Source organism: Oscillibacter sp. (assembly GCF_031978065.1).
Classification (GTDB): domain Bacteria; phylum Bacillota; class Clostridia; order Oscillospirales; family Oscillospiraceae; genus Oscillibacter.
In genome coordinates this window covers 1-22,566 of sequence record NZ_DALZCH010000052.1, presented here as the reverse complement: position 1 = coordinate 22,566, position 22,566 = coordinate 1, and the positions used below count along the sequence as shown (strand labels likewise).

General features: G+C 53.6%; 19 protein-coding genes, 5 tRNA genes and 1 pseudogene. 14 read left to right on the top strand and 11 right to left on the bottom strand.

The window, feature by feature from the left end:
* A partial coding sequence (gene ssnA, locus RTK01_RS09335) for a putative aminohydrolase SsnA (protein WP_312280715.1) occupies positions 1-1,046 on the bottom strand: 1,046 nt, incomplete at its 3' end.
* Positions 1,047-1,401: 355 nt separating this feature from the next.
* Here ssnA and RTK01_RS09330 point away from each other — a divergent pair.
* Together RTK01_RS09330 and RTK01_RS09325 are read left to right on the top strand one after the other, a co-directional pair.
* The gene (locus tag RTK01_RS09330; protein WP_312280714.1) at positions 1,402-2,061 is read left to right on the top strand and encodes a hemolysin III family protein; all 660 of its coding nucleotides are present in this window, start codon (positions 1,402-1,404) and stop codon (positions 2,059-2,061) included.
* Positions 2,062-2,290: 229 nt separating this feature from the next.
* Positions 2,291-2,989: a DUF4230 domain-containing protein gene (locus RTK01_RS09325; RefSeq protein ID WP_312280713.1), complete on the top strand. Its 699-nt coding sequence runs from the start codon at positions 2,291-2,293 to the stop codon at positions 2,987-2,989.
* A 135-nt stretch (positions 2,990-3,124) separates the two neighbouring features.
* Here the strand turns inward: RTK01_RS09325 and RTK01_RS09320 are convergent, their stop codons facing one another.
* The 3 genes from RTK01_RS09320 to RTK01_RS09310 all read right to left on the bottom strand — a co-directional run bounded on the left by RTK01_RS09320 (position 3,125) and on the right by RTK01_RS09310 (position 7,543).
* Positions 3,125-6,094, bottom strand: coding sequence for an ATP-binding protein (locus RTK01_RS09320; protein WP_312280712.1), 2,970 nt, complete (start codon positions 6,092-6,094; stop codon positions 3,125-3,127).
* Positions 6,095-6,165: 71 nt separating this feature from the next.
* On the bottom strand, positions 6,166-6,798 hold the full coding sequence (locus RTK01_RS09315; protein ID WP_312280711.1) for a cytidylate kinase-like family protein: 633 nt from the start codon (positions 6,796-6,798) through the stop codon (positions 6,166-6,168).
* A gap of 25 nt (positions 6,799-6,823) precedes the next feature.
* Positions 6,824-7,543, bottom strand: coding sequence for a hypothetical protein (locus RTK01_RS09310; protein ID WP_312280710.1), 720 nt, complete (start codon positions 7,541-7,543; stop codon positions 6,824-6,826).
* Between the two features lie 244 nt (positions 7,544-7,787).
* Here RTK01_RS09310 and RTK01_RS09305 point away from each other — a divergent pair, with 244 nt between their 5' ends.
* From RTK01_RS09305 to RTK01_RS09265, 9 genes are all read left to right on the top strand, one after another.
* Complete coding sequence (locus RTK01_RS09305; RefSeq protein ID WP_293010008.1) at positions 7,788-8,078, top strand: YerC/YecD family TrpR-related protein; 291 nt, start codon at positions 7,788-7,790, stop codon at positions 8,076-8,078.
* The gene (locus tag RTK01_RS09300; protein ID WP_312280709.1) at positions 8,075-8,869 is read left to right on the top strand and encodes a class I SAM-dependent methyltransferase; all 795 of its coding nucleotides are present in this window, start codon (positions 8,075-8,077) and stop codon (positions 8,867-8,869) included. The genes RTK01_RS09305 and RTK01_RS09300 overlap by 4 nt, the downstream gene beginning before the upstream one ends.
* On the top strand, positions 8,866-9,750 hold the full coding sequence (gene hslO, locus RTK01_RS09295; protein WP_312280708.1) for an Hsp33 family molecular chaperone HslO: 885 nt from the start codon (positions 8,866-8,868) through the stop codon (positions 9,748-9,750). The genes RTK01_RS09300 and hslO overlap by 4 nt, the downstream gene beginning before the upstream one ends.
* Before the next feature lie 118 nt (positions 9,751-9,868).
* A tRNA-Val gene (locus RTK01_RS09290) sits at positions 9,869-9,945 on the top strand.
* A 27-nt stretch (positions 9,946-9,972) separates the two neighbouring features.
* Positions 9,973-10,049: transfer RNA gene (locus tag RTK01_RS09285), tRNA-Asp, on the top strand.
* Positions 10,050-10,081: 32 nt separating this feature from the next.
* Positions 10,082-10,157 (top strand) — tRNA-Phe (locus RTK01_RS09280).
* A gap of 3 nt (positions 10,158-10,160) precedes the next feature.
* Positions 10,161-10,236, top strand: a tRNA-Gly gene (locus tag RTK01_RS09275).
* A 101-nt stretch (positions 10,237-10,337) separates the two neighbouring features.
* Positions 10,338-10,411 (top strand) — tRNA-Cys (locus RTK01_RS09270).
* Positions 10,412-11,249: 838 nt separating this feature from the next.
* Positions 11,250-12,389, top strand: coding sequence for a DUF4317 domain-containing protein (locus RTK01_RS09265; protein ID WP_312280707.1), 1,140 nt, complete (start codon positions 11,250-11,252; stop codon positions 12,387-12,389).
* 413 nt (positions 12,390-12,802) lie between these two features.
* Here RTK01_RS09265 and RTK01_RS09260 read toward each other — a convergent pair whose 3' ends face one another.
* From RTK01_RS09260 to RTK01_RS09240, 5 genes are all read right to left on the bottom strand, one after another.
* On the bottom strand, positions 12,803-13,078 hold the full coding sequence (locus RTK01_RS09260) for a hypothetical protein (protein WP_312280706.1): 276 nt from the start codon (positions 13,076-13,078) through the stop codon (positions 12,803-12,805).
* Between the two features lie 83 nt (positions 13,079-13,161).
* Positions 13,162-13,743: an SOS response-associated peptidase gene (locus tag RTK01_RS09255; protein ID WP_312280705.1), complete on the bottom strand. Its 582-nt coding sequence runs from the start codon at positions 13,741-13,743 to the stop codon at positions 13,162-13,164.
* A 631-nt stretch (positions 13,744-14,374) separates the two neighbouring features.
* Positions 14,375-15,241, bottom strand: coding sequence for an isocitrate lyase/PEP mutase family protein (locus RTK01_RS09250; RefSeq protein ID WP_312280704.1), 867 nt, complete (start codon positions 15,239-15,241; stop codon positions 14,375-14,377).
* A gap of 20 nt (positions 15,242-15,261) precedes the next feature.
* Entirely contained in the window at positions 15,262-16,500 is a 1,239-nt protein-coding gene (locus tag RTK01_RS09245; protein ID WP_312280703.1) for an SLC13 family permease, read from the bottom strand.
* Between the two features lie 24 nt (positions 16,501-16,524).
* Positions 16,525-17,706 (bottom strand): M20 family metallopeptidase, encoded by a 1,182-nt coding sequence (locus RTK01_RS09240; protein WP_312280702.1) that lies wholly within the window; start codon positions 17,704-17,706, stop codon positions 16,525-16,527.
* Positions 17,707-17,832: 126 nt separating this feature from the next.
* On the opposite strand from RTK01_RS09240, the gene RTK01_RS09235 reads away from it, so the two are divergent.
* Entirely contained in the window at positions 17,833-18,762 is a 930-nt protein-coding gene (locus RTK01_RS09235) for a LysR family transcriptional regulator (protein WP_312280701.1), read from the top strand.
* A gap of 111 nt (positions 18,763-18,873) precedes the next feature.
* Here RTK01_RS09235 and RTK01_RS16850 read toward each other — a convergent pair.
* Both RTK01_RS16850 and RTK01_RS09230 read right to left on the bottom strand, forming a co-directional pair.
* Positions 18,874-18,990: pseudogene (locus tag RTK01_RS16850) on the bottom strand (IS30 family transposase); the annotation flags it as partial.
* A 146-nt stretch (positions 18,991-19,136) separates the two neighbouring features.
* Positions 19,137-19,640 (bottom strand): pyridoxamine 5'-phosphate oxidase family protein, encoded by a 504-nt coding sequence (locus RTK01_RS09230; protein ID WP_312280700.1) that lies wholly within the window; start codon positions 19,638-19,640, stop codon positions 19,137-19,139.
* Positions 19,641-19,929: 289 nt separating this feature from the next.
* Between RTK01_RS09230 and RTK01_RS09225 the strand changes: the two genes are divergently transcribed.
* On the top strand, positions 19,930-21,072 hold the full coding sequence (locus RTK01_RS09225; protein WP_312280699.1) for a glycerate kinase: 1,143 nt from the start codon (positions 19,930-19,932) through the stop codon (positions 21,070-21,072).
* Between the two features lie 92 nt (positions 21,073-21,164).
* Entirely contained in the window at positions 21,165-22,016 is an 852-nt protein-coding gene (locus tag RTK01_RS09220; RefSeq protein WP_312280698.1) for a DegV family protein, read from the top strand.
* Positions 22,017-22,566: the final 550 nt, after the last annotated feature.

The following is a 22,566-nucleotide window of genomic DNA, read 5'->3' as shown; positions in this document are numbered from 1 at the left end:
CGGAAGAGCATGTCGGTGACCTCGCACCAGCCCACGTTGGGCAGGCACGCGTTGCTCCGCTGAGAGCACAGGGCCACCTTGAGGGACTCCAGCATGTCGTTGGTATACGCGTCGGTGCCAAGACCCACCAGAATGCCCTTTTTGCAAAGCTGTAAAATCGGAGAGATGCCCACAGCATTGCCCATGTTGCTCTCGGGATTGTTGACGCACATGGTGTCGGTGGCCTTAATCAAATCCATTTCGGCGGTGTTTACATGAATGCAGTGTCCAAGCAGGGTCTTCGGCCCCAGAATTTCGTGGTCCTGAAGCCGCTGAACAGGCCGGCGGCCATAGTTTTGCAGGCTGTCGTACACGTCGTTCATACCCTCGGACACATGGATATGGAAGCCCACGCGCCCGTTGTTGGCGGCCACCATGCGGTCAAAGGTCTTGTCGGAAATGGTGAACAGGGCATGCCCGCCGAACAGAGCCTTGAGCATATCGTCGGGATTTTTCTCGCAATAGTCGATAAAGTCTTTGTTCTCCTGCACGGATTGGATGGCCTTCTCCTCCCCGTCCCGGTCGGAAACCTCATAGCACAGGCAGGCCCGCATGCCCATCTCCTTTGTGACCTCGGCAATTCTCATCAGAGAGCCGGGGATCTCGCAGAAGGAGGCGTGGTGGTCAAAAAAGGTGGTGACGCCCTGCTTGATGCAGTCGATGACCAGCGCCTGTGCGGAGGCTTTGGTGGCCTCCAAATCCAGATTGCGGTCGATGGCCCACCATGTCCCCTCCAGCACCTCAAGGAAATCGGAGGGGTTGTTGCCATTGATGCTCAGTCCCCGGGCCAGAGCGGAATAAATATGGGTGTGGGCGTTAATCAGGCCGGGCATGATGACGCCGCCGCCTGCGTCTACAAACTCCGCCTGCGGATACTGGGCTTTCAGCTCCGCGGTCCCGCCCACGGCCACAATTTTGCCTCCGTCGGTGACGACTCCTCCATCAGGATAGTAGCCAACGCCTTCCGCGTCCCGGGTAATGACCTTTCCGTTTGCCAATAAAATCATTTGAAAAGCCTCCTGTCTTCCTTTATTATCATTCAATCTTCCCATTTTCTCTTGGTATATAATAAGAAAAGCGCCCCAAACCATTGTCGGTTTGAAACGCCCCTCAGACAACAAGAAATGATAGGCGTCAGCCCGTGCGCAGAGCACTTCGTTCCAGCTATCATTTTTTAATTGTGTCTATTGTATCGGACATACGCATAATTTGCAAGCAGGTGGGCTAAAAAATTTTTAGGTTTGGTTTTGTGGAAAACGACGGAGTAAAAATTTAATAAACTACTTGAAATATTTTTGATATGATGTAATATAATAACAAAAACTATATTTGATTAAAGATGGACTGAGAGGTGTTATCTGTATGCGTGATTTCGTGGCAAAGGCGCAGGACCGCGTCAGCTTTGCAACCCATGCCCTGGGGGCTGTTGGCGCCCTTGTGGGCTTCGTGGTGATGGCTCTGCGGGGCGTTGCGCTGGGCGTGAGCGCCAAAACCCTGTGGGCGGCGATGGTATTTTGCCTGTCGGCGCTGGCGCTGTATACCGCCAGTGCGGTTTACCATTACTATCCCGGCTGCGACACAACAGCCGGGGCAAAGCGCTTTTTACGCAAGATGGACCACAGCATGATCTACGTGCTGATTGCCGGAAGCTACACACCCTTTGCCATGGTATTGCTGCCTCAGCCCACGGGCGTGCGGTTTTGCGTTGCGCTGTGGGCGGTGGCGCTTTTGGGAATCGTCATCAAGCTGGCGTGGCTGAACGCGCCCCGGATTTTGTCCACGGCGGTTTATCTTGTCATGGGCTGGGCAGTTCTGTTTGTCGCTAAGGACTTTGCGTCTGTGGGCCAGCCCTGCATGACACTGGTGGCGCTGGGGGGCGTGAGCTATTCCGTGGGCGCGGTGTTTTACGCAATTAAAAAGCCCAACATCTCGGCAGAGTGGACCTTTCACGAGCTGTTTCACCTGCTGATTCTTGCCGGGACAGCGTTCCACTTCGCGGCAATTTATTGCTTTGTACTCTAAACCGGTCTCCGTCCGTTCCGGCAATTTTCGAGCAATTTCCCGGGCCTCTCTTGCCAAATATTTTGCAGCGGCGTATACTGTTTTTCAGTTTATCCGGCGCAAACGCTCTTCTCTGAAGGGGCAGACGCTGTCTCCGCGCCGAGTAAACAGAGCCGCGTTGCCGACGGAAAACCAGCTTTTCCGGCAGAGCACGGCGGTGGCCTTTTAGTATGACGAGAGGAGCAGGCGCATGGAAACTCTGGAACCCATAAAAACTGACGAAACAGAGGAAGCCGCTGCGGCGGAGGCCGCGGAAGCGGGCAAGTCTGGGCGGCGCAAACGGCGCTTTTGGTTTCGCCCCTTACGAACCGTGCGGCTGGTGCTTTTGGGCGCGGCGCTGTGCGCCTTGGTTGGCGTCGCGGGCTTTCTCGCCGGGCGCTTCGGCGGCGGGGCGGAAGAGATTACAGCGCTTGACGCGGTGGTTCTGGAAAACCGGCTGGAGGAAATCAGCGAGCTGGCAAGCGTCAGCTGGTCCTATACGAACATGGCGCAGTTTGAAAACAAAAACGTATTCTACGGGATGACGCTGCCCTTCACCACTAAGAAATTTATCCTCACCTACGACGGGGAGATTAAGGCAGGGGTGGATTTACGCAAGGCCTCGGTGGACATTTCCGGCACGCAGGTACATATTCGCCTGCCGCAGGTAGAAATTCTCTCCCACGAGATTGACGAAAACAGCGTGGAGGTTTTCGACGAAAAAGCCTCTATTTTCAACCCCTTTACCGTGGAGGATTTCACCGCCTTCCAATCCGACCAGAAGGCCGCCATGGAGAAAAGGGCGCTGGACAAAGGGCTTTTGAAGGAGGGCCGGGAAAAGGCCTCCGACAGTGTAAACCTTCTTCTGGGCGCGGCGCTGCCGGAGGGGTATACGCTCACGATTGATTGAGGAACCGCAGATTTACGACAAGCGCAACCGCCCGCCGGCGGCACGAAAGAGAGGGCACGGGGAAGCAGATTCCCCGTGCCCTTTCAGCTTGTCCATGTACCCCTGCGGAGCGGGAGCGTGGACGCTCTTCCTGTCTTACTTTATAAATTCCCCCAACACTTGCAGCAGTTCCTCCCGCCGCACAGGCTTTGAAAGATGGGCGTTCATCCCGGCGGCCCGGGTCTCCTGCCGGTCATGGGCAAAGGCGTTGGCAGTCATAGCGATAATGGGGATACTTTGCGCGTCGCTCCGTCCCGAGGCGCGGATGGCCTTTGTCGCCTCGATTCCGTTCATCACCGGCATGCGAATGTCCATCAAAACCGCATCGTAGTAGCCCACTCCCCCGGCAATATACCGCTCCAGCGCCACCTGTCCGTTTTCCGCGTGGTCCACCAGCATTCCCCCCAGGGAAAGCATCCGCTTTGCGATCTCCGTGTTGACGGGGTGGTCCTCCACCAGCAAAACCCGCTTTCCCGCAAGGATCGTCCGGGGGGCGCGAGCGGCAGCCGCTTCCTCCGCCTCCTCCGGCGGATACCCTTTGGGCATGGTGATTCGCACGGTAAACTCGCTGCCCCCGCCCAGCTCGCTTTTTGCGGTGACGGTGCCGCCCATCTCCTCCACCAGATTTTTCACAATGGCAAGGCCCAGCCCCGTTCCAAGCTGGGGATGCTGATAGCCGTTGTTCTCCTGCTCAAAGGGCTCGAACACCCGGCTGAGAAACTCCGGGCTCATGCCGCAGCCCTGATCCCGAAAGACAATGGTGCTGGAAATTTTATCGTCTCCGCAGGGAGTGTGACGTACCGTGCAGAAAATTTCCGAGCCGGGCCTTGAAAACTTCACGGCGTTGCTCAAAATATTGATGTACACCTGCTGGATGCGCAGCCGGTCCACCACCACATACGGCGTGATGCCGCTTGCATCCAGATGAAAGCGAATGCCCTTCTCCTCCATGCGAGGCAAAATCAGCGCCCGGATATCCCCCAGCAGCGCCCCCGTGTTTACAGTTTCGGGGTGCAGCTCGATGTGGCCCGACTCAATCCGGCTCATGTCCAGCACGTCGTTAATTAGCCCCAGCAGGTATTCTCCGGATACCTGAATTTTATCCAGCATTCCCATCGCCTCGGAATCCAGCGCATTTTCCCGCGCCAGTTGAGTCAGCCCCAGAATGGCGTTCATGGGCGTGCGGATTTCGTGGCTCATGCGGGAGAGAAATTCGCTTTTCGCCTGATTGGCACGGCGAGCCTCCTCCAGCGCAGCGCGCAGAGCCTCGCTGCGTCGGCGCTCTCTGACAAAAGCGTCGGTGGAGTCCGCCATGGTGCAGCAGATGATATTGCTCTCCCTGTCCAGCCAAACAAAGGAATAGCGCAGCCGCCGAATTTCTCCGGCGCTGCTGCGGCAGTCGGCATAGACGGTGTATTCCACGTTGCCGCTGAGCCGGGCCCGGATTTCACTGAAATGCAAGCGCTTCAGCGTCTCTTCCAAGTCCTCCCCGGCAAAGGAGTCCCGGACAACGCCAAGCAGGGCCGCCTCCGCTTCGGGAATCTCACGGATGGAATGGTCCTTGTCCTGCGATGCAAAAATCCGGGCGGTGTCCGCATTCAGGTCAATACGCAGAATCATCAGGTATTCCCGGCGGATGACGGTATCCATAATTTGCTCCATGGACTTTTGGTCATCGATGTCAAAGGAATAGATGCTAGCCTCCACGTCGTCGGTCACGGGGTTCTCCGTGATGTCCACCCGCACGGTCAGCCAGCGGTACGCGCCACCGATCCGGCAGTTGCGCTCGAAGGTCAGCATAGTAGTCCCCCGGGTAAACGCGTCCAGCAGGGCCGCGCGGTTAAAGAGCCGGCCAAATTCCTCGCACTGCTCCGGCGCGGCGGTGCGCTTTTTCATCATCTCGAACAATGCGTCCGCGGTTCCGTCCAGCCCCTCCAGAAAGTCCGGATACAGAGCGGGTCCTGCTTTGCAGATGTTTTTCGTCAGATTCAGGTGCGCAGAAGCCACCGCATTGGACACAAGCGCCCGCATGCGCTGGTTCTGCCGCTCATACCGCTCAATCTCCCTGTGAAGCTGGGTGCACACCACGCCGGTGCAAAGCACCCGCGTCCGGATCCCCTCCGCATCGTACAGGGAGGTCATCTTAATCTTAATCCATCGGATGTCCCCGCTTACCGTGCGCTCCCGCACCTCGCAGGAGGCAAAGGGCGCGCCCTGATCAATGGCGTCTATTTCCTTTTGCAGTCTGGGAATGTCCTCCTCAAGCGTAATATTCTGCTCAAACCAGGACTGGGGATAGTTCTCCAGCACTCTCGGCACGCCAAACAGTTCGCAGGCTCGTTTGCTGGTGCGCAGCGTGTGGAACGCCGGGTCGTATATCCACGAATCCACGTCGGCATGGTCCATGGCCGCCTGAAGCATACGCTCGTTCTCCTCCAGATTCTCCTGAAGGCGTTTAAGCTCGTCCACGTCGCTGAATACACCGTAATAAGTCCGCCCGTCGCCCTCCCGTGGGGCCGGGGACGCTTTCAGCGCAATCCAGAAATAGTTTCCGTCCTGCCGCAGGATGCGGAAGGTCGCACGAATGGTCTCCCCGCCCTGCCGACAGCGGGCAAGCTGTTCCCGAAGGAGCTCTCGGTCGTCGGGATGGACGTTCAGCATCGGGTTGACGATTTCGCCCTCCTCCGGCTCGGAATAACCCAGCATCTGATAAAAGCCCGTGTTGAAATGAAGCGTTTCAAAGCAGGCCTCTTCATCCACGCAGAAAGAGCAGATGCCGCCGGGCACCAAATCCATCATGTTTTGAAGCTGCCCTTCCCGCTCCCGCGCCTCCCGGATCAAGGAACGTCTCCGATGGTTGTCCCACAGCAAAAAAGCAAGCCCCGCCGCCAGCAGCGCAACAAGTGCCACAAACACCAGCGCGTGGGGATGCCGGATGGCGGCCCTAAAAAAAGACTCGTCCGCCGCGCGGGCGGCGGGAGCGGAGAAAAAAAGCAGCACGACAGGGAGCGATACCCCTATCGCCCTCCCCCCTGCCGCGCCGCGCCTTTTTAGTCTGCGTCCCATAACTTCTCCGCCTTTCCAAGGCCCGACTTTCCGGCTTCCGGAGGTTTTTCTTTGCCGGACCCTTGCAGCGTTTATTTTTGAAGGCCTGCCTCCACTTGAAGATAATAGTCCGTAATCATGTTCACCGACGGCTCAATGCCGATGGCGCTGGAGAGCACCAGATCAAAGCACTTCCGGTCGCCCCACTTTTCACCGGTGAAGTGGAAGTAGTAGTTGGCGCGGTTTTTGTCGGTTTTCAACATCAGCGACTCCGCCGACTTCTGGTCCATCTCGTGCCGCTCCATCACCCGCCCGATGCGGCTGCGCATGGGCGCCTGAACGAAGACGTTTACATGGGGTCCTTTTACCTGAAGCACATAATCCGCACAGCGACCGACAATCACCGCGCCGCCCTGTGCGGCGAAGTCCCGGATAACCTCGGACTGGGACAAAAACAACTGATCCGCCGGAGGTAACAAATTCACGCTGCCCGACCGCATCCCCATGGAGAAGTTAGCCCCGGAAAAGGAATACAAAAAGCTGCTGACAGACTGCTCGTCAAGCCCCGCCAGATACTCCGGGCTGAGGCCGGATTTTTCCGCCGCCAGCACGATCAGCTCCTTGTCGTAATAGGGCAGCCCCAGCTTTTCGGCCACCAGCTTGCCAATTTCCCTGCCACCGCTGCCAAATTCCCGACCGATGGTCATTACCATTTTATGTTCCATATCCTTGCTCCTTCCGGCAGGGAACTCAAATCTTTCCCCGCGCCGTTTCCTCTTTTGTCTCCTGTATAATATCATGGAATCCGGGGAAAAAACAATCATTTTCACCGTAGGGCACGGAAAAAACCGAGACACCCTCTCCAGAAGGGGCCACGGCCAATGTCTGCCAGAACCAGAAAAGCTCCGTCTCGGAGAGATAGAAATGATCCGGATTGAAGCTGCGGCGCAAAAGCCGCCTCCATCCCTCCCGATACCGGGATGCTCCGGCCCGCTCCCGCCGCTCCATTTCCGTCTCCGCTTCCCGCAGCAGTACCTTTCGCCAGGGGTATTTTTTAGAAAAGCAGGCAGAGAGAGGAATCGGCGCGCCGGTGAGCAGGTCCCAGGTGTCCCCGTGCCGTCTCCGTTCCATCCGCCCGCCGCACCGCTCCACGGATTCGGTGTACAGGCTCAACACGCCCCCGCCGTTGCAGGTGACACAGTAGGTGAGCCGCGCGGAGTCCTGCGGAATGGGTGCGCTGTTCTCCATGGCCACCCGGCAGGCCTCTGCCGACTGGGGAAAGAGCCAACGCTCACAATAGCGCAGATAGGCGCGGGCGTAGAGCTGATAGTACCGCGCAAGCCTGCGGTCTGTCCGCTCTCCCTCTTCCACGGGCCGGGGGAGGGACAGCTCCGCTGTGAGCACGGGGATTCCATCCACCGTCCACTCCCGCTGGGCAACAAACGGTTCCAGCTTTATCTGATCGCGCATGGCAGCCTCCTTCACAGGTTCAAGACGGCGAACGCTCCCCGCCGGCCGAAATGATTCATGCTCCAGCGTATGCCATTGGGTCTGGGGAGGTGACCTTATCATCAGTCATAAGAGGACTTTGGAAGCGGGTTCGGGCCAGAATTGAAAAAATCAGCATCCCCCCTTTACTTTCATGCTGTAAAATAGTAAAATGAGCAATCAGAATCGCGGCAAAACGCCGCCTACGTTTGGAAAGGAGCCAGTCATGGTCAAGATTGGAAAAAAAGAGAAAAATGGAGAGCTGTATAAGGCAATTCTCCTGTTGAAAAACGAAGAGGAGTGCTACAACTTCTTTCAGGACCTGTGCACCGTTTCGGAGCTGCGGTCCATGGAGCAGCGCTTTGAGGTAGCCACGCTGCTGCATGAGGGGCTGATTTATAACGACATTTTGGAGCGCACCGGAGCATCCAGCGCCACCATCAGCCGGGTAAATCGGTCGTTGAGCTACGGTGCGGGCGGATACGAGGTAATTTTCGACCGCCAAAAGAAGAAATGAGCCGCTATCAGTCCTTGGCCGGGGCCTATGACGCGCTGATTGCCGATGGAGCCCACCGGAAGCGGGCGGCCTATCTTCACCGCCTGCTGCAAAAGGAACCGCAGCGCGTTGAAACGGTGCTGGACCTTGGTTGCGGCACCGGTACGGTCACCTGCCTTCTGGCGGCTATGGGCTATCGGGTGACCGGAGCGGACCTGTCGGAGGAAATGCTGACGGAGGCCGCCCGCAAGGCGGAGACCCTGTCCGAGGACCAGCGTCCCCTGTTGATTTGCCAGTCCATGACCCGTCTGCGTCTTCCTGAACCGGTGGACGCCGCCGTGTCCACTCTGGACGCGCTGAACTACGTGACGGGCGATGCCGCCATGCGGGAGACGCTGCGCCGAGTGTTTAAATCGCTGCGCCCCGGAGGGCTGTTTGTGTTCGACGTAAACACGCCTTACAAGCTGCGGCGGATGGACGGAGAAATGTATACGGATGAAACGGAGGACTCCTTCTGCGTCTGGCGCACAGCCTTTTCTGAAAAAACCAGGGTCTGCACCTATGGGGTAGACCTGTTTTCTCTGCGTCCAGACGGAGCATGGGACCGCACGTGGGAGGAACATCGGGAACGGGCGTGGGAGGAGGACGAGCTGCGCCTTCTTTTGGAAAGGGCGGGCTTTCGGAATATCCATGTCACCGGAGACCTTCGTCAAACCGCCCCCCGCCCGGACGAGGATCGGGTAATTTTCCGCTGCCGCAAGCCCGAGGGCAACCAAACGCAATCACAAACGCGAAAAAGGAGCAACGCATGAGCGACAAAATTGTACGAGCAATCTCGGCGGACGGCTACATCAAAGCCTCTGCCATCTCCAGCCGGGTTTTGACGGAGCGGGCACGGAATATCCACCGCACCCTGCCCGTTGCCACCGCAGCCTTGGGCCGCGCTCTGGCGGCGGCCTCCATGATGGGCAGCGCCCTGAAGGAGGAAGGTGCCAGCGTGTCCCTGCAATTCCGGGGCGGCGGCCCGCTGGGCCTTGTGATGGCCGTGTCGGACAACGAGGGCAACGTCCGGGGCACTGTGGACAACCCCGCGGTGGACCTGCCCCTTCGCTCCGACGGGAAGCTGAATGTGGGCGGTGCGGTTGGCAGCGAGGGAACGCTCACCGTCATCCGGGATTTGAATATGAAGGAGCCGTATGTGGGCAGCGTGGGCCTGATGGGCGGCGAGATCGCCGAGGACTTGGCGGCCTACTTCGTGGAATCCGAGCAGATTCCCTCAGCCTGCGGTCTGGGCGTGCTGGTGGACCGGGACCAGAGTGTGCTTGCCGCGGGGGGCTATCTTGTCCAATTACTGCCCGGCGCAGGCGAGGATACCATTGCCCGGGTGGAAAGCGGCCTGATGTCCGCCGGTGCCGTTACGGCGCTTCTGGCGAAATATCCCGAGCCTGCGGACCTGCTGCGGGCAGCGATGCCTGAATTCGAGCTGCAAATTCTGGAGGAGCGGCCCGTGGAGTACCGCTGCAACTGTTCTCGAAAGCGGATGGAGCGGGCTTTAATCTCCATGGGCGCTGCGGAGCTGCGCAGCCTGATCGACGATCAAGGCGGCGCAGAGTTGACCTGCCGGTTCTGTGACAGCGTACAGGTCTTTACAAGGGCGGAGCTGGAGGCTCTTCTGGCCTCCGCAAAACGTTAAATATTCCATAATTTTGCAATTTAAAAAAATTTTTAAATTATTTTGTTATTTCTGGTTGACAGATCGAGGACCTTTTTGTATAATAACTTTTGCCGTCTGACGAGAGCGAGCGGCATTCGGGAGCATAGCTCAGCTGGTTAGAGCACCTGCCTTACAAGCAGGGGGTCACTGGTTCGAGTCCAGTTGTTCCCACCACCTCAAGCTCTCTGCAAAAGGTTCTATGGCCCGGTAGTTCAGTTGGTTAGAACGCTAGCCTGTCACGCTAGAGGTCGACGGTTCGAGCCCGTTCCGGGTCGCCATTTTCCCGCGGGAAGCGAAGCTTCCCGTATACGCCTTCGTAGCTCAGTCGGTAGAGCAGAGGACTGAAAATCCTCGTGTCATTGGTTCGATTCCGATCGAAGGCACCATTTGCGGGCATAGCTCATCTGGTAGAGCGCCACCTTGCCAAGGTGGAGGTAGCGAGTTCGAGCCTCGTTGCCCGCTCCAAAACTGAATGCCCACACCCTTGTGTGGGCATTCAGTTTTCCCACTACCTTTAAATTTTGCTGGACTTTTTCCGGCATTTCGTATATACTATAAAATATCATGGTGACATAGCCAAGTGGTAAGGCAAGGGTCTGCAAAACCCTCATCCCCGGTTCAAATCCGGGTGTCACCTCCAGAAACAAATTCGAGACAAAGGTACAAAAAATTGTGCCTTTGTCTCGAATTGGCATTTAAGAGAAAACAGCGAAGAAGCCGCCATAGTGATGGCGTAAGGACCGCATACGGATGCAACCTCCCCGTCAAGTCCGTGCGGGGCCGTGAGGAAGTATCATTATCAATCGGCGTTTCATCGCAGTTTCTTTGTCTGTCGTGGCTCCCACCTCAAATGGGTGGCCCGTGCAGATGCAGAGAAATCGTTGCGCCTCGCTCGGCGTCGTTCCCAGTGCCGGCCGTCCTCTCGGTACAGCCCGGCGATCTGATGGAATACGTGGAGGACTAACAGTCTTCTCTTCGGGCCAAACGCAGGGTACAGCAGCTTACACGCTGGCGTTTTTCTTTTCTCTTGTAAATCGAACATTCCGTGTCAGCGCACAATTAAGGCGGCCTCCGAAAAAATGTTTTCGGAGGCCGCCTGTTGAGCTTGTAATGACCACTGTTTTGCAAAAGGCCGAAATGACTGTGCGATTTCCAAAATTGGGTATTTTTACTTTATTCGAAGCTCGGAAGCCAATCTTGAAAGTCGATTGAAAAAACTTCCAAAAAAAGAGAAATGAGACCCGGTAGCTGAAATCTAAAGCTTTTTTGTGGCTTTACAGAAAATTCCCCCTCACTTCTCTGTTCTGTCTTCTCATATAGCGCTAACGCAAGATAGAAAAATATATTATGACGTCCTTGCGATATCAATATGTTTATCAGGGGTGTAGAACTCAAATCTCAAACGTGATATAATTTACTTCCCATTGCCATGACCTTGCCATGCCGATGGTTTATTATCAAAACTGTGAGGTCTCATTATGAATCAAAAAGAGTTAAATGAAATCCGCCGCCGTATGACCCCCAATAAAAGCAACATCAGCAAAATTTATGGCTGCTACGTCAATAGCAATAAAGCCATCATTTCATATCTGGAAGAATCTCTTGGGATTATGCCTCAACTGGAAATGGAACAGTATATGGTCTTTCTAAAGAAGGCTCTATCCGGGAGTCTTGGAAAAAATCTGGTCGATATCGTTTTTTCCACCCAGCAGGTGCACGACAGCGATGAACACCGTTTGCTTACAAGCCTGATAAACTCAGCTCTCAAAGATGCCGCAGCCAGGGAACAATTCTATCAAAAAGTAATACAGTCGCTGGATATGGAGGACTGCAATTATCTGATTCTCCTCGCCAGCGATGCCTATGACGTGCCGTATCGCGGAAAAGATGATGAGATTCAGGTTGATGCTTCCGACACCGTTTTCAAATACATCATCTGCGCCGTCTGCCCTGTCAGAGATGGTAAACCAGAACTCGGGTACTTTTCCGGCGAAAATGAGTTCCATGGCTATGCGACGAAGCAAATTGTCGCACCGCCCGAACTTGGTTTTATGTTTCCAACATTTGATGCCCGTGCGGCAAATATTTATAATGCGCTTTTCTATTCCAAAAACACAGCACAGATTCACCACGAATTCATCGACGCTGTTTTCCATACGAAAGCTCCCATGTCTGCTGACGAGCAAAAAGAAACATTCCAAAGCGTGCTTGCTGACTCTCTGGCGGACGGGTGCAGCTATGATGTGATACAGGCTGTGCACGAGCAGATTCGTGAGCGCATTGAGCATCACAAGGAGCGTAAAGACCCGGATTCCCTTGATATTACATCCCGTGATGTTGGTCAAATTTTGCAAAGCAATGGTGTACCTCAAGAGCAGATTCAGGTATTTCAAGAAAAGTGTGGAGAGGAATTCGGCGACGAAGCTGTGCTCAACCCGCGCAACATTATTGACAGCAGCAAATTTGAACTCGTCACACCACAGGTCAAAATCTCTGTCGATCCGGAATATAGCTATATGGTGGAAACAAAAATGATTGACGGCAAAAGATACATCCTTATTCCAGCTGACGATGGTGTCGAGGTCAATGGCGTTAATGTAAAAATAGCAAGGGACTAAAAAAAGCCAACTTATCTTTGACACTCTGATAATATCACCCGAGATTACAGGTTATTGTCTCCATTTTCATTTTGTAAAAGTAGTAAATTATAGATCTCTAAATTGTATCCAATCACCTTTCTTACTTGTGGATATGCATTTGAATAAGAAGGTTTATATTGAAATGAGCTAACGATTTCCCCCATATGTACTTGCTTATCCAGCTTGGGACGATCCGATCCGGAACCGTTTGGCAGTGGCGGTCGTACATATACTTCTGCTGTTCGTAAAGCGTGCGGATCGTTGCAAGTCGGTCCGCTTTTCGTGTGGAAAAGGTCCTGCCCAAAGCGAGCTTTTCTTTCATGACGGCAAAATTTCGCGTCAGATAACACAGCCGTTTTCCGACCGCTTTGCAGCTTTTCTTCGCCACTTTCTTAAGGCTGCGGCTGAACTAAACGGGCTTGGGTGCGGTAAGTGCGGGGCGTGCGGCCATCAGCAGGATTATGCAGTTGGTCCATCTGCTTTTTACTATTTTTCCAGGCCTCATTGAGCAGCGACGCGTCCTGGGGGTAGCGAATGTTAGAAGGCGCGCAGGCGGCGTCCACAATCATGGTGTCGCTGTTTCCTCCGCTTCCACAGTCGTCGTCATTGTCGTGATGGCGTACTCTTTTTCCTTTGGCAGATAGAATCATCTTGTAGATTTCGCCCAAGACTTCCGGCGTCAGACCCTTGCGAAAGTACACCATCAGGGAAGCCAAAGGGAGGCTATGATTGTATTCCCGAGGGCACACTCTTACCAAAGCGATGTTTGATTATCTTCCGCCGTGGCCAAAAGCTGCGGCGGTATCTTTTTAAGCATTCTCCGGAAGGTCGACGGTTCCATAAGCCACCCGCTGATTTCCTCCCTCCGCAGCACCACCGGCATCCGTGGATGAATCCCGCGCACAGACTCGTTTGCCTCCGTAGTTAGAATACAGTAGTAGCTCTCGTCCTGCCGCTGATCGTAGATGCCCGCCATATAGAGCGCCTGCGCATCAGGCAAGCGGAACAGGCACTTTCGCTTATCCGCGCTCCACTCATAAAAGCCGCTGGTAGGGACGACGCAGCGGCGCGTTTGAACGCTGTCCCGAAACAATGGCTTTTCCTCCGTGCTTTCGGACCGGGCGTTAATAATCAGTGACTTCTGGGTCTGAAAGCCCCAGCGCATGAGAACTGCTTCAACCCTGCCCTCCCGCTCCACCAAAACAGGAGCCTTCAGCGAAGGTCGAATTTCACCCGGCGTCCATGCATCTTTCCCGCAGCGGCGCCGGATCTCCTGAACGATTTCCTGAAGCTCTGCGCACCGCTCCGCGGTGAACTGATATCTCCCGCACATTCCAGCATCCTCCCTGTCCGTTTTCGCAAACTTTCTACGGGTATAGTATAGCACATTTAGGGCACCCATTGAGGCAAGCAGAAAACACCTCTTGAGTTTTTAGAATATGCGCACCCGAGCGTTTCTTAAAAGTAAAAGATACAAGCAAGTCTTCGCTTCACGCGTTAGCCGCTTTTTGTGCGGCGTCGCCTTAAGAAACGCTTTAGTATAAAGGCATGTCACAAACAGCCATGGGCAAGTATATACGGTTTAGCAAGCTGGCGCGGAGATCGTCGCCGACACCATGCGCATCGCCTGGAATATCCGTCGGCACATTTAACTCGAGCTGGGCATCACTGTCAACATCAGCGTATCGGACAAGAAGATTACTGCAAAGCTTGGAAGCGACTTCAAAAAGCCAAACGCCATCACCAGAATTGAACGGGACAACTACAAGGAAATCGTCTATTTCTTGCCGGTAGGTGATCTTCTCTGTGTGGATTTAGTCACCAGGGAGAAGCTGCACCGCGTAGGCATTCCCGCCAGAGGATATAGGAGAAAAGCGCCCATCTCATCTGAGATGGGCGCAGAATCCATTATATTTTTAGTGCTGTTGCCAGCATTTACATGCCTATTGCGAATTTGCTGCAAGTCAAATTTTTTGATACATTTTAATGTACTCTTCGGTCAATGTTCCCAGCCCCATCATGTTGTATACTTCCACGGGATTAAACATTTTTTCGCGATCTTTTAGGGTGCTTTCCTGTTCAAACAGATTCGCAAACAGGTCATACATTGATTTTGCTGCCACAGCCATTGCCGAAACCGGGAAAAGCCCAATACGGTAGCCCAGAGACTTGATATGCTCAACGGGAAGGTTTGCAGCCGCTCCCTTTTCATTCATGTTGACCAACAACTTGATTTTTGCATTGGAGGCCACGTATTCCAGCTCTTCCGCAGACTTAAGTCCGTCAACATAGGCGTAGTCCGCGCCGTACTCACCGGCGCTGTTGATTCTGCGGACCGCCTCGCTCAAGTCGCCCTTCGCAATGTTTGCAATGGTTCTGAAAATTATTACAAAGTCCTTGGATACGTTCTTTCTCACCGCCTGAATTTTGGGAACGGTCATCTCCCAACTGAGCATCTCCTTGCTTGTAGTCGGAACGGATTGGGGTAAAATCTGATCATCCACCTGCTGTCCCGCCACGCCCAGAGCTTCAAACATGCGCGCGGTATTTCCAACGTGAATCGCATTACCAAAACCGTTATCCGCATCAGAAATCAGCGGAATATCAACCGTGGACGTAATGCGTTGAATTGCATTTATAAACTCAGTCAAATTTAGAAAACCAATATCGGGGCGACCCAAGCCCGCAATGGATAGTGCCCCGCCAGACAAGAAGAGGGCTTTTGCGCCAGTTTCTTCGGCCACTTTGGCTGACAGGCAGTCATAAATTCCGGGCACAATTAAAAATTGCTCTTGGTCAAGTACTTCCCGCAAAGCTTTTTTGTTGTCCATTTTTATCTCCTATCAAAACGTTAATAAAATATCATGCACCCAACCGTTGTGATGATCCAAAAGATAACAGCCAGCGGAGCTCCGACCTTGGCGTAGTCCTTGAACTCATATCCGCCAGCCTCCCAAACCAACAGATTCGGGCCTGTCCCAAAGGGGGTGCAGAATGCGGCGGATGCTGCAACGGCAATGGCCATGACCACGCCTCTGGGGTCCATACCTGCTGACTGAGCAACCAAAATTCCCATAGGTACCAAGATTGCGGTCAGGGACGTGTTCATTAAAAACTGCGTGGTCACAATGGTCAGTCCTGTGACGGCCGCATAGACAAACACGGGAGAAGCTTGGGTTAAAAAGGGAGAAAGCTTGTCAATGATGAACTGTGCGGCTCCGGTTTGGATCAGAGCGGTGCTCAGCGGAAAAATCCCCGCAACCAAAAACAATGTGGTGGTGCTAAATGACTTTACCGCCTCATCAACCGTGATACAGCCGAACAAAACGACTAAAATGGCGCCAAGTGCAGCAGCCAGATGCATGGCCAGCAGCCCACTTGCCATGCAATAGATGATGAACACAAATACTGCAAAAACTAAGATCATCTTTTTGGGGTTTCTTTGGGCCAACTCAGAGACGCCGCCTTTTGAAATTTCCTTAGACGGAAGCAATCTCTTCCCGATAGTCGCAATATAAATTAACCCAATCACAGTAATAGGAAGCCCAAATTTCGCAAATTCAAAAAAAGAAAACGCAGCAATTCCTGCATCGGCCAAAAGGCCGTTGGCAACAATGTGAGGCGTGGTTCCAATCAATGTGATGGTCCCGCCCAGCGATGCGAAAAACGCCACTGACATCAAGACCTTTGACAGCGGAACTTTGGCCTTTTGCGCCAACGAGCTGACAATCGGAATCAGGCATCCGGTCGTTCCCGTGTCATTGAGGAATGCCGACAGGCCGGCAGCCACCAGACCCGAGCTTAAGATAATGCCGGTTTCACCTTTCCCGACAATGCCAATCAGCTTTTCACCGATGTAATCGGCCAGCCCGGTTTTAAAGATAGCCGCTCCAATTACCAAAAGGCTCATAAAAAAGATCACCGTAGTGTTTGCAAAGTCAGAAAATGCTGTCTTTGCATCGAGAATGCCCAAAAGCGCCAGCACCGTGGGAATGGCGGCGCCAATCAAAATGGGATGGATCGGCTTCCAAATTAGGAAAACAATTGCTGCAACGAAAACCACGCACGCAAGTATTGCCTGTGTTGTCATATTCTTTCTCCCCTTATTTCTTTATCAAAGTTGCAACAGTAGATCCGCGATACCTTGTGTCATAAACAGAATACCGGTTTCAATGCTTTTTTCGTCAAATAAAATGCTGGAATTGTGCAGCGGCAGCTTGGACCGGTTGTCTTGGTTGGCTGTGCCTAGCCGAATCAGCGCCCCTGGGATCTTTTCAAGATAAAATGAAAAGTCTTCACTGCCCATAGACGGAGTTTCAAGCCATTTCAGTTTTTCACCTCCCATTGACCGCTTTCCTGATTGTTCAAGCACCTCGATCACTTGGGAGTGGTTGACAACCGGGCCGCACACCTTTTCAAAAGTCAACTTTCCTGTGGCGCCAAAGCTTGCTGCTTGATTCTCAACAATCAGCTTGAGCTTTTCTTCAATTCGGTGGTCGGTTTCTACGCTGAGTGTTCTGACCGTGCCCTCAGCCCGGGCAGTGCTGGGAATGATGTTAGGTGCAGTTCCAGCAGTTAGTTTTCCAAATGTAATCACGGCGGAGTCGACCGGTGAAATATTTCTTGAAATAATCGACTGAATAGCCGTCATAACATAGGCCGAAATCAGAACTGGGTCAATGCTCCGGTGTGGGTGGGCGGCGTGGCCTCCATTGCCAGTGATTTCAAAGGATACATTAGAGCTGGACGCCATCATCGCGCCTTTTTTTAGGCCAATGGTACCGGCAGGAAGATCGGGCCAGGTATGCATGGCAAGGATAAAATCAACCGGCGGATCTAAAAGCACCCCTTTTGCAATGGCCTGCTTTGCACCAGTGAAATTTTCCTCTCCGCTTTGAAAAATCAAACGAACATTGCCTTTCAACTGGTCCTTGTATTGGCAAAGCATCCTCGCCGTGCCCAGCAAAACCGTTGTATGGATATCGTGGCCGCAAGCGTGCATACAGCCAGGGTGATTGGATGCAAAATCGAGCCTGGTTTTTTCATCAAGCGGCAATGCGTCTATGTCAGCTCGATAAGCAATGGTTTTGCCAGGCTGGCCTCCTCTAATCAACGCAGTGACTCCAACGTTTTCAAGAATGTATTCCGGAAACAACCCACATTTTTCGAGATACTGAAAAATTAACTTGGATGTTATAACCTCGTGGTTGCTTAATTCGGGATTCTGATGAATCTGCCTTCTGATTGAAATTAATTCGGGCAGGATATCCTGAACAAAGTGCTCAATATTTTGCATTTATTTTCCCACCTTTCCATGTGATTGTTTACAAATTGATGCTAACATACCATTTTTTCTTAGTCAAAGACCGAAAAAGTAATGCACATTATAACATTTAATGTTATAATGTGCAGGGGTGATCGCATGGACGAAATGAAGTTGGATTATATAATGGAAATTGCTCAGCAAAAAAGCATTTCTAAAGCCGCGAAGAACCTCTTTATTGCGCAACCGTCGCTTAGTCGCTATGTTATCAATCTTGAAAAGCGGTTAGGCGTTAAGCTTTTTGATCGTTCGCACACGCCGTTGGAGTTGACCGAAGCCGGCCATCTGATGGTTCAATATATTCAGCAATCAGAAGCACTGAAGGAAAACTTCTTTCATGAACTGGAAGAACACAAGAAATCCGCATGCACTGAAATCAAAATTGGTGTAGTTTCATGGCGTATCCCAGTGTTTCTACCAAAAATTGTTCCGGAATTTATTGGCAAGCACAACAATGTCAACGTTATAATTAAAGAGGGCGTTTCGCAGGACCTTGAAGCATTGGTAATTGAAGATCAGATCGACGCCTGTGTTGTCAATGGCCCACAGAATAATCAGTCGCTGGAATATCGCGTGCTTAACTATGAAAAAATTGTGCTGGCAGTTCCACGCAATTCAGAAGTTGCCAAAAATAATTATGATTTTGAGAACGACATATATCGCCCTGTTGATCTTCGGTCCCTAAAAAACGAAGCATTTATTCTTTTAGTGGAAAAGTATCGTCTGGGTCTTCTCTCTCGGAAAATCTTTAAATCGCGGGGCATTATGCCTTCTCATATCACCTATGTTTCTAATATGAACACAGCGCTAAGCATGTCGGCGGTTGGCCTTGGATTAACCTTTATGCCCGAATCCGGAATTGAGCGTCCATTTGATGGCTGTGAATCACCGCTCTATTTTTCCATTGGGGAACCCGAATTTGGCTTCCCTTTAATCATCGCCTTTAAAAAGGGGAAAAAATTGAACCAGCACTTAATGGAGTTTATTGATTTTGTTTGCAGCAACTATAATGAATACCGCCAAAGTTGATGGTTTTTCTCTAAGCCTTGAATTGTCAAGCCAAGTGCAACGCTTAATCGAAAAAGCTTCACAGGGTGCTTTCTAGGCCAAGCATTTGCGAGATCTGTGATTCAGTGTTTAAATGGAGTCTGCAATATCATCTTCCGAGGATAAAGCAATATCAAAGGATTTGGGCAGGTAATCTCCGAGCAAGCCGTTTGTACCTCCCTGCCAAGGCGTATGAGGATTTGGAAAATAAAATGGCAGGTACTTAGTTGTCAGCCTGTCGGAAAATCCACTTCTGTGTTCGTTGTGTCCGTATGAAAAAGGCACGGACCGATTTCACGGTCCGTGCCTTTTTGAAAATTCGCAGCTCCGCCCCTGCGATGCTTTTACCGTCACCGTCATACGCCCTGTTCCGGTCGCTTCCTCATCAGCTCCACTGCTTCTTTCCCTGTCATATGATGCACGGTCATCTCCATCACACAAAGGGGCTTCCACTCCCGGTCAATGGCGGACTTAAGTCTCTGGGCGCTGTTTTCCGGGGCGTATTTGACGGCCAGTTTTTTAATAGCCTCCAGCTTTTCGGCGTCGTCCTCCACAATCCGGAGCGCACCAAAGACAATTACACTTCTAAAATAGGAAGTGTATTCCTCCGGCACTACCTGATCCCGGTCCACCACGCAAAAGGATGCCTTTTCACAGCGGCGGATCGCGTCGATCTTATGCCCCGTCTTGGCTCCATGAAAGTAAATTTTAGAGCCGTCATACACATAGCTCAGGGGAACAGCGTAAGGGTAGCCGTCGTCCCCGGACAGGGCGAGAACGCCCGCCGTTCCTCTGTTCAGGACCGCAGCCACGTCCTCCTCAGACAAAAGTTGCTTCTTTCTGCGCATTTCACGAAACATAGCCTCATTCCTCCTGAAAACTGCCGAAAAGAGTCCACACCCCGTCCGCAAAATTTTGCAGCCCGGGCCGTTGCATTTGTCCGACAGACAATATTTTTATAGAGTATACGCCGCCTAAAGTTCAAAGTCAACGTTCTCCGCCCTTCGGTGCGGGGTCGCTGTTCATTGCCGGACCGCGCGGACGCGACGCGTCGCCGCCCCGCAAATTTTCTTAGACAGCACGGAAAGCCTATGGTACAATGTGAAACATAAAGCATCCACTTTTGAGCCGGTTTTGGGAGGGCGCGCCATGAAAAGAATCATTCTGGCCCCCGATTCCTTTAAGGGGACCATGACATCCCGGGAGGTCTGCGGCGAGTTGACCGCCGCGATTCGCGAAATCTTTCCGGAGACAGAAATCGTCTCCCTCCCCGTCGCGGACGGGGGTGAGGGCAGCGTGGACGCATTTCTCACCGCCTGCGGCGGCGAGCCGGTTTCCGTAACGTGTACAGGCCCCAACGGGCAGCGCATTGAGGCGGAGTACGGGCTTTTACCGGACGGGACGGCGGTAGTGGAGATGGCCGCAGCCGCGGGCCTTCCTATGGCAAACCTGAAAAACCCGGAGCGCACCACCACCTTTGGCGTGGGAGAGCTGCTGCGCCACGCGGCAATCCGGGGCGCGAGGAAAATCATCATGTGCCTTGGCGGCAGCGCCACCAACGACGGCGGCTGCGGAGCCGCAGCGGCCTGCGGCGTTCGGTTTTTTGGCGAAGGGGGAAATTCCTTTACTCCCGTGGGAGGAACGCTGCGGGACATTGCCCGCATCGACCTGTCCGGGTTGGACCCCGCCCTTGCTGCCATTCCCATCGTAACCATGTGCGACATTGACAATCCCCTCTGCGGCCCGACGGGGGCGGCGGCGGTGTTTGGCCCCCAGAAAGGGGCGGATGAGGCCATGGTTCTGCGGCTGGACGAGGGGCTTGCCCACCTTGCCGATCTGCTGCATCGGGACTGCGGCGTGGAAGTGCGCAACCTTCCCGGCGCGGGGGCGGCGGGCGGAATGGGCGCGGGAATGACCGCATTTTTTAAAAGCCGCCTGCAAATGGGCATCGAAACCGTGCTGGACACGGTGGGCTTTGAAGCCGCACTTGCCGGGGCGGACCTGGTAATGACCGGCGAGGGCTGTCTGGACCGTCAAAGTCTCTGCGGAAAGGTTGCGGCAGGCGTGGCCCGGAGAGCCGTTCTTCGCGGCGTACCGGTGGTCGCTCTGGTTGGAGACGTGGGCGAGGGTGCGGAGGATATCTACGCGCTGGGCATTACGGCGGTTTTTTCCATCAACCGCGTGGCGGTTCCCTATGAGCAGGCGCGGCTGCGGAGCCGCCGGGACCTGCGAGCCGCAGCGGAGGATATTCTGCGGCTGTGCCGCGCTCTTGAAATTTCGGGGCGGCTGTGATAATATTGATAAATCATTTACGGCAGACAGGCCGAAAATAACTTGACAGTTTTTCAGGAAATCAGACATCACGAAAAGGAGCAAGCCCGCCCATGATTAAAATTACCACGGACAGCACCTGCGACCTACCGGTCGCCCTGCTGGGGGAAAACAATATCACGGTGGTGCCGCTGGGCATTGTAAAAGGCGAGCGTGTCTACCGGGACGGCGTGGACATCCATCCGGCGGACATTGCCGCCCATGTGGACGCCGGCGGCGACATCACCACCACCAGCGCGGTAAATACGGCGGATTACCACGAGCTGTTCAGCAATCTGCTGAAGGAATACGACGCGGTCATCCACATCAATCTGGGCGCCGGTTTTTCCAGCTGCCACCAAAATGCCAGAATTGTGGCAGAGGAACTGCCGGGCGTCTACGTGGTAGATTCCGCCAACCTGACGGTAGGCATCGGCGAGCTTGCCCTGCGGGCGGCGCGGATGGCGCGGGAGGGCCACGCTCCTGAGGAAATCGTTGCGGAGCTGGAAAGCCTGCGCGACCGGCTGGAGGTCAGCTTTGTGCTGGACCGGCTGGACTATATGAAAAAAGGCGGACGGTGCAATTCCGTCACCGCCATCGGGGCAAATCTTTTGAAGCTGCACCCCTGTGTGGAGGTCATCGACGGGAAAATGTCCGTGACGAAAAAATACCGCGGCTCCATCGAACGGGTGGTAACGGAATACCTTCACGACCGGCTGGACGGGCGGACAGACATTGACACCGAGCGCGTCTGGCTGGTGGACACCGCCTTCTCCCCCGCTTTGGCGGACACGGCGAGAGAGGTTCTCCGCGCGGATGGACGCTTTGGCACCATTTTAGAAGGCAAGGCGGGCTGCACGATTTTTTCCCATTGTGGGCCAAACACGCTGGGCATCGCGTTTTTTCGCAAAAAGAACACCGACTGAAAAAACCCTGCCCCGGCGGACAAGCGTTCGCCGGGGCAGGGTTTTACTCCGGATGCGAGAATTTCCGCCGGGGCCTTGGTTCCCGCGATCTTCTTTCGTTTTCTGCGCGCATTTTTTCTTGCGTTTTTACTTCCCTGCGTTTTTTTCTAGGTTCTTCCGGCGTGTTTGCTCCCCCGAGTTCTCCTCACGCGTCCCCCTCCCGCTCTGTACCCTCTCCCCTGACCAGCTAAAAGCGACTGCGAATGCTTATGGGCAAAAAAATACGCCCCTTCCGGGACGGTAAATCATTATTAAAAGCTCAACCCCCCATCTGTCCAATGCAGATGGGGGGTTACTTCTGACTGGGGTTCTCTGCCATGTTGCTACCTCTTACTTTCGTAGATTCACGTTTGGAAGGCTGGGATACTGAGGCTTGCGCCGTGGGATACCGGAAAAAGCTTTGGGATAACCGGGAAACAGGAAAAACTCTCGGTGGCAGCCAATCCATAAAACATCAGGTGCACGCAGATAGTTGCCTTGGACATTGCCAAAACCGGATCTCGTGAGTCTC

Bases quoted from the DNA above. Each gene is read 5' to 3' on its own strand.
- RTK01_RS09330 (WP_312280714.1), top strand. From the start codon at position 1,402: ATGCGTGATTTCGTGGCAAAGGCGCAGGACCGCGTCAGCTTTGCAACC.
- RTK01_RS09325 (WP_312280713.1), top strand. From the start codon at position 2,291: ATGGAAACTCTGGAACCCATAAAAACTGACGAAACAGAGGAAGCCGCT.
- RTK01_RS09320 (WP_312280712.1), bottom strand. From the start codon at position 6,094: ATGGGACGCAGACTAAAAAGGCGCGGCGCGGCAGGGGGGAGGGCGATA.
- RTK01_RS09315 (WP_312280711.1), bottom strand. From the start codon at position 6,798: ATGGAACATAAAATGGTAATGACCATCGGTCGGGAATTTGGCAGCGGT.
- RTK01_RS09310 (WP_312280710.1), bottom strand. From the start codon at position 7,543: ATGCGCGATCAGATAAAGCTGGAACCGTTTGTTGCCCAGCGGGAGTGG.
- RTK01_RS09305 (WP_293010008.1), top strand. From the start codon at position 7,788: ATGGTCAAGATTGGAAAAAAAGAGAAAAATGGAGAGCTGTATAAGGCA.
- RTK01_RS09300 (WP_312280709.1), top strand. From the start codon at position 8,075: ATGAGCCGCTATCAGTCCTTGGCCGGGGCCTATGACGCGCTGATTGCC.
- hslO (WP_312280708.1), top strand. From the start codon at position 8,866: ATGAGCGACAAAATTGTACGAGCAATCTCGGCGGACGGCTACATCAAA.
- RTK01_RS09265 (WP_312280707.1), top strand. From the start codon at position 11,250: ATGAATCAAAAAGAGTTAAATGAAATCCGCCGCCGTATGACCCCCAAT.
- RTK01_RS09255 (WP_312280705.1), bottom strand. From the start codon at position 13,743: ATGTGCGGGAGATATCAGTTCACCGCGGAGCGGTGCGCAGAGCTTCAG.
- RTK01_RS09250 (WP_312280704.1), bottom strand. From the start codon at position 15,241: ATGGACAACAAAAAAGCTTTGCGGGAAGTACTTGACCAAGAGCAATTT.
- RTK01_RS09245 (WP_312280703.1), bottom strand. From the start codon at position 16,500: ATGACAACACAGGCAATACTTGCGTGCGTGGTTTTCGTTGCAGCAATT.
- RTK01_RS09240 (WP_312280702.1), bottom strand. From the start codon at position 17,706: ATGCAAAATATTGAGCACTTTGTTCAGGATATCCTGCCCGAATTAATT.
- RTK01_RS09235 (WP_312280701.1), top strand. From the start codon at position 17,833: ATGGACGAAATGAAGTTGGATTATATAATGGAAATTGCTCAGCAAAAA.
- RTK01_RS09230 (WP_312280700.1), bottom strand. From the start codon at position 19,640: ATGTTTCGTGAAATGCGCAGAAAGAAGCAACTTTTGTCTGAGGAGGAC.
- RTK01_RS09225 (WP_312280699.1), top strand. From the start codon at position 19,930: ATGAAAAGAATCATTCTGGCCCCCGATTCCTTTAAGGGGACCATGACA.
- RTK01_RS09220 (WP_312280698.1), top strand. From the start codon at position 21,165: ATGATTAAAATTACCACGGACAGCACCTGCGACCTACCGGTCGCCCTG.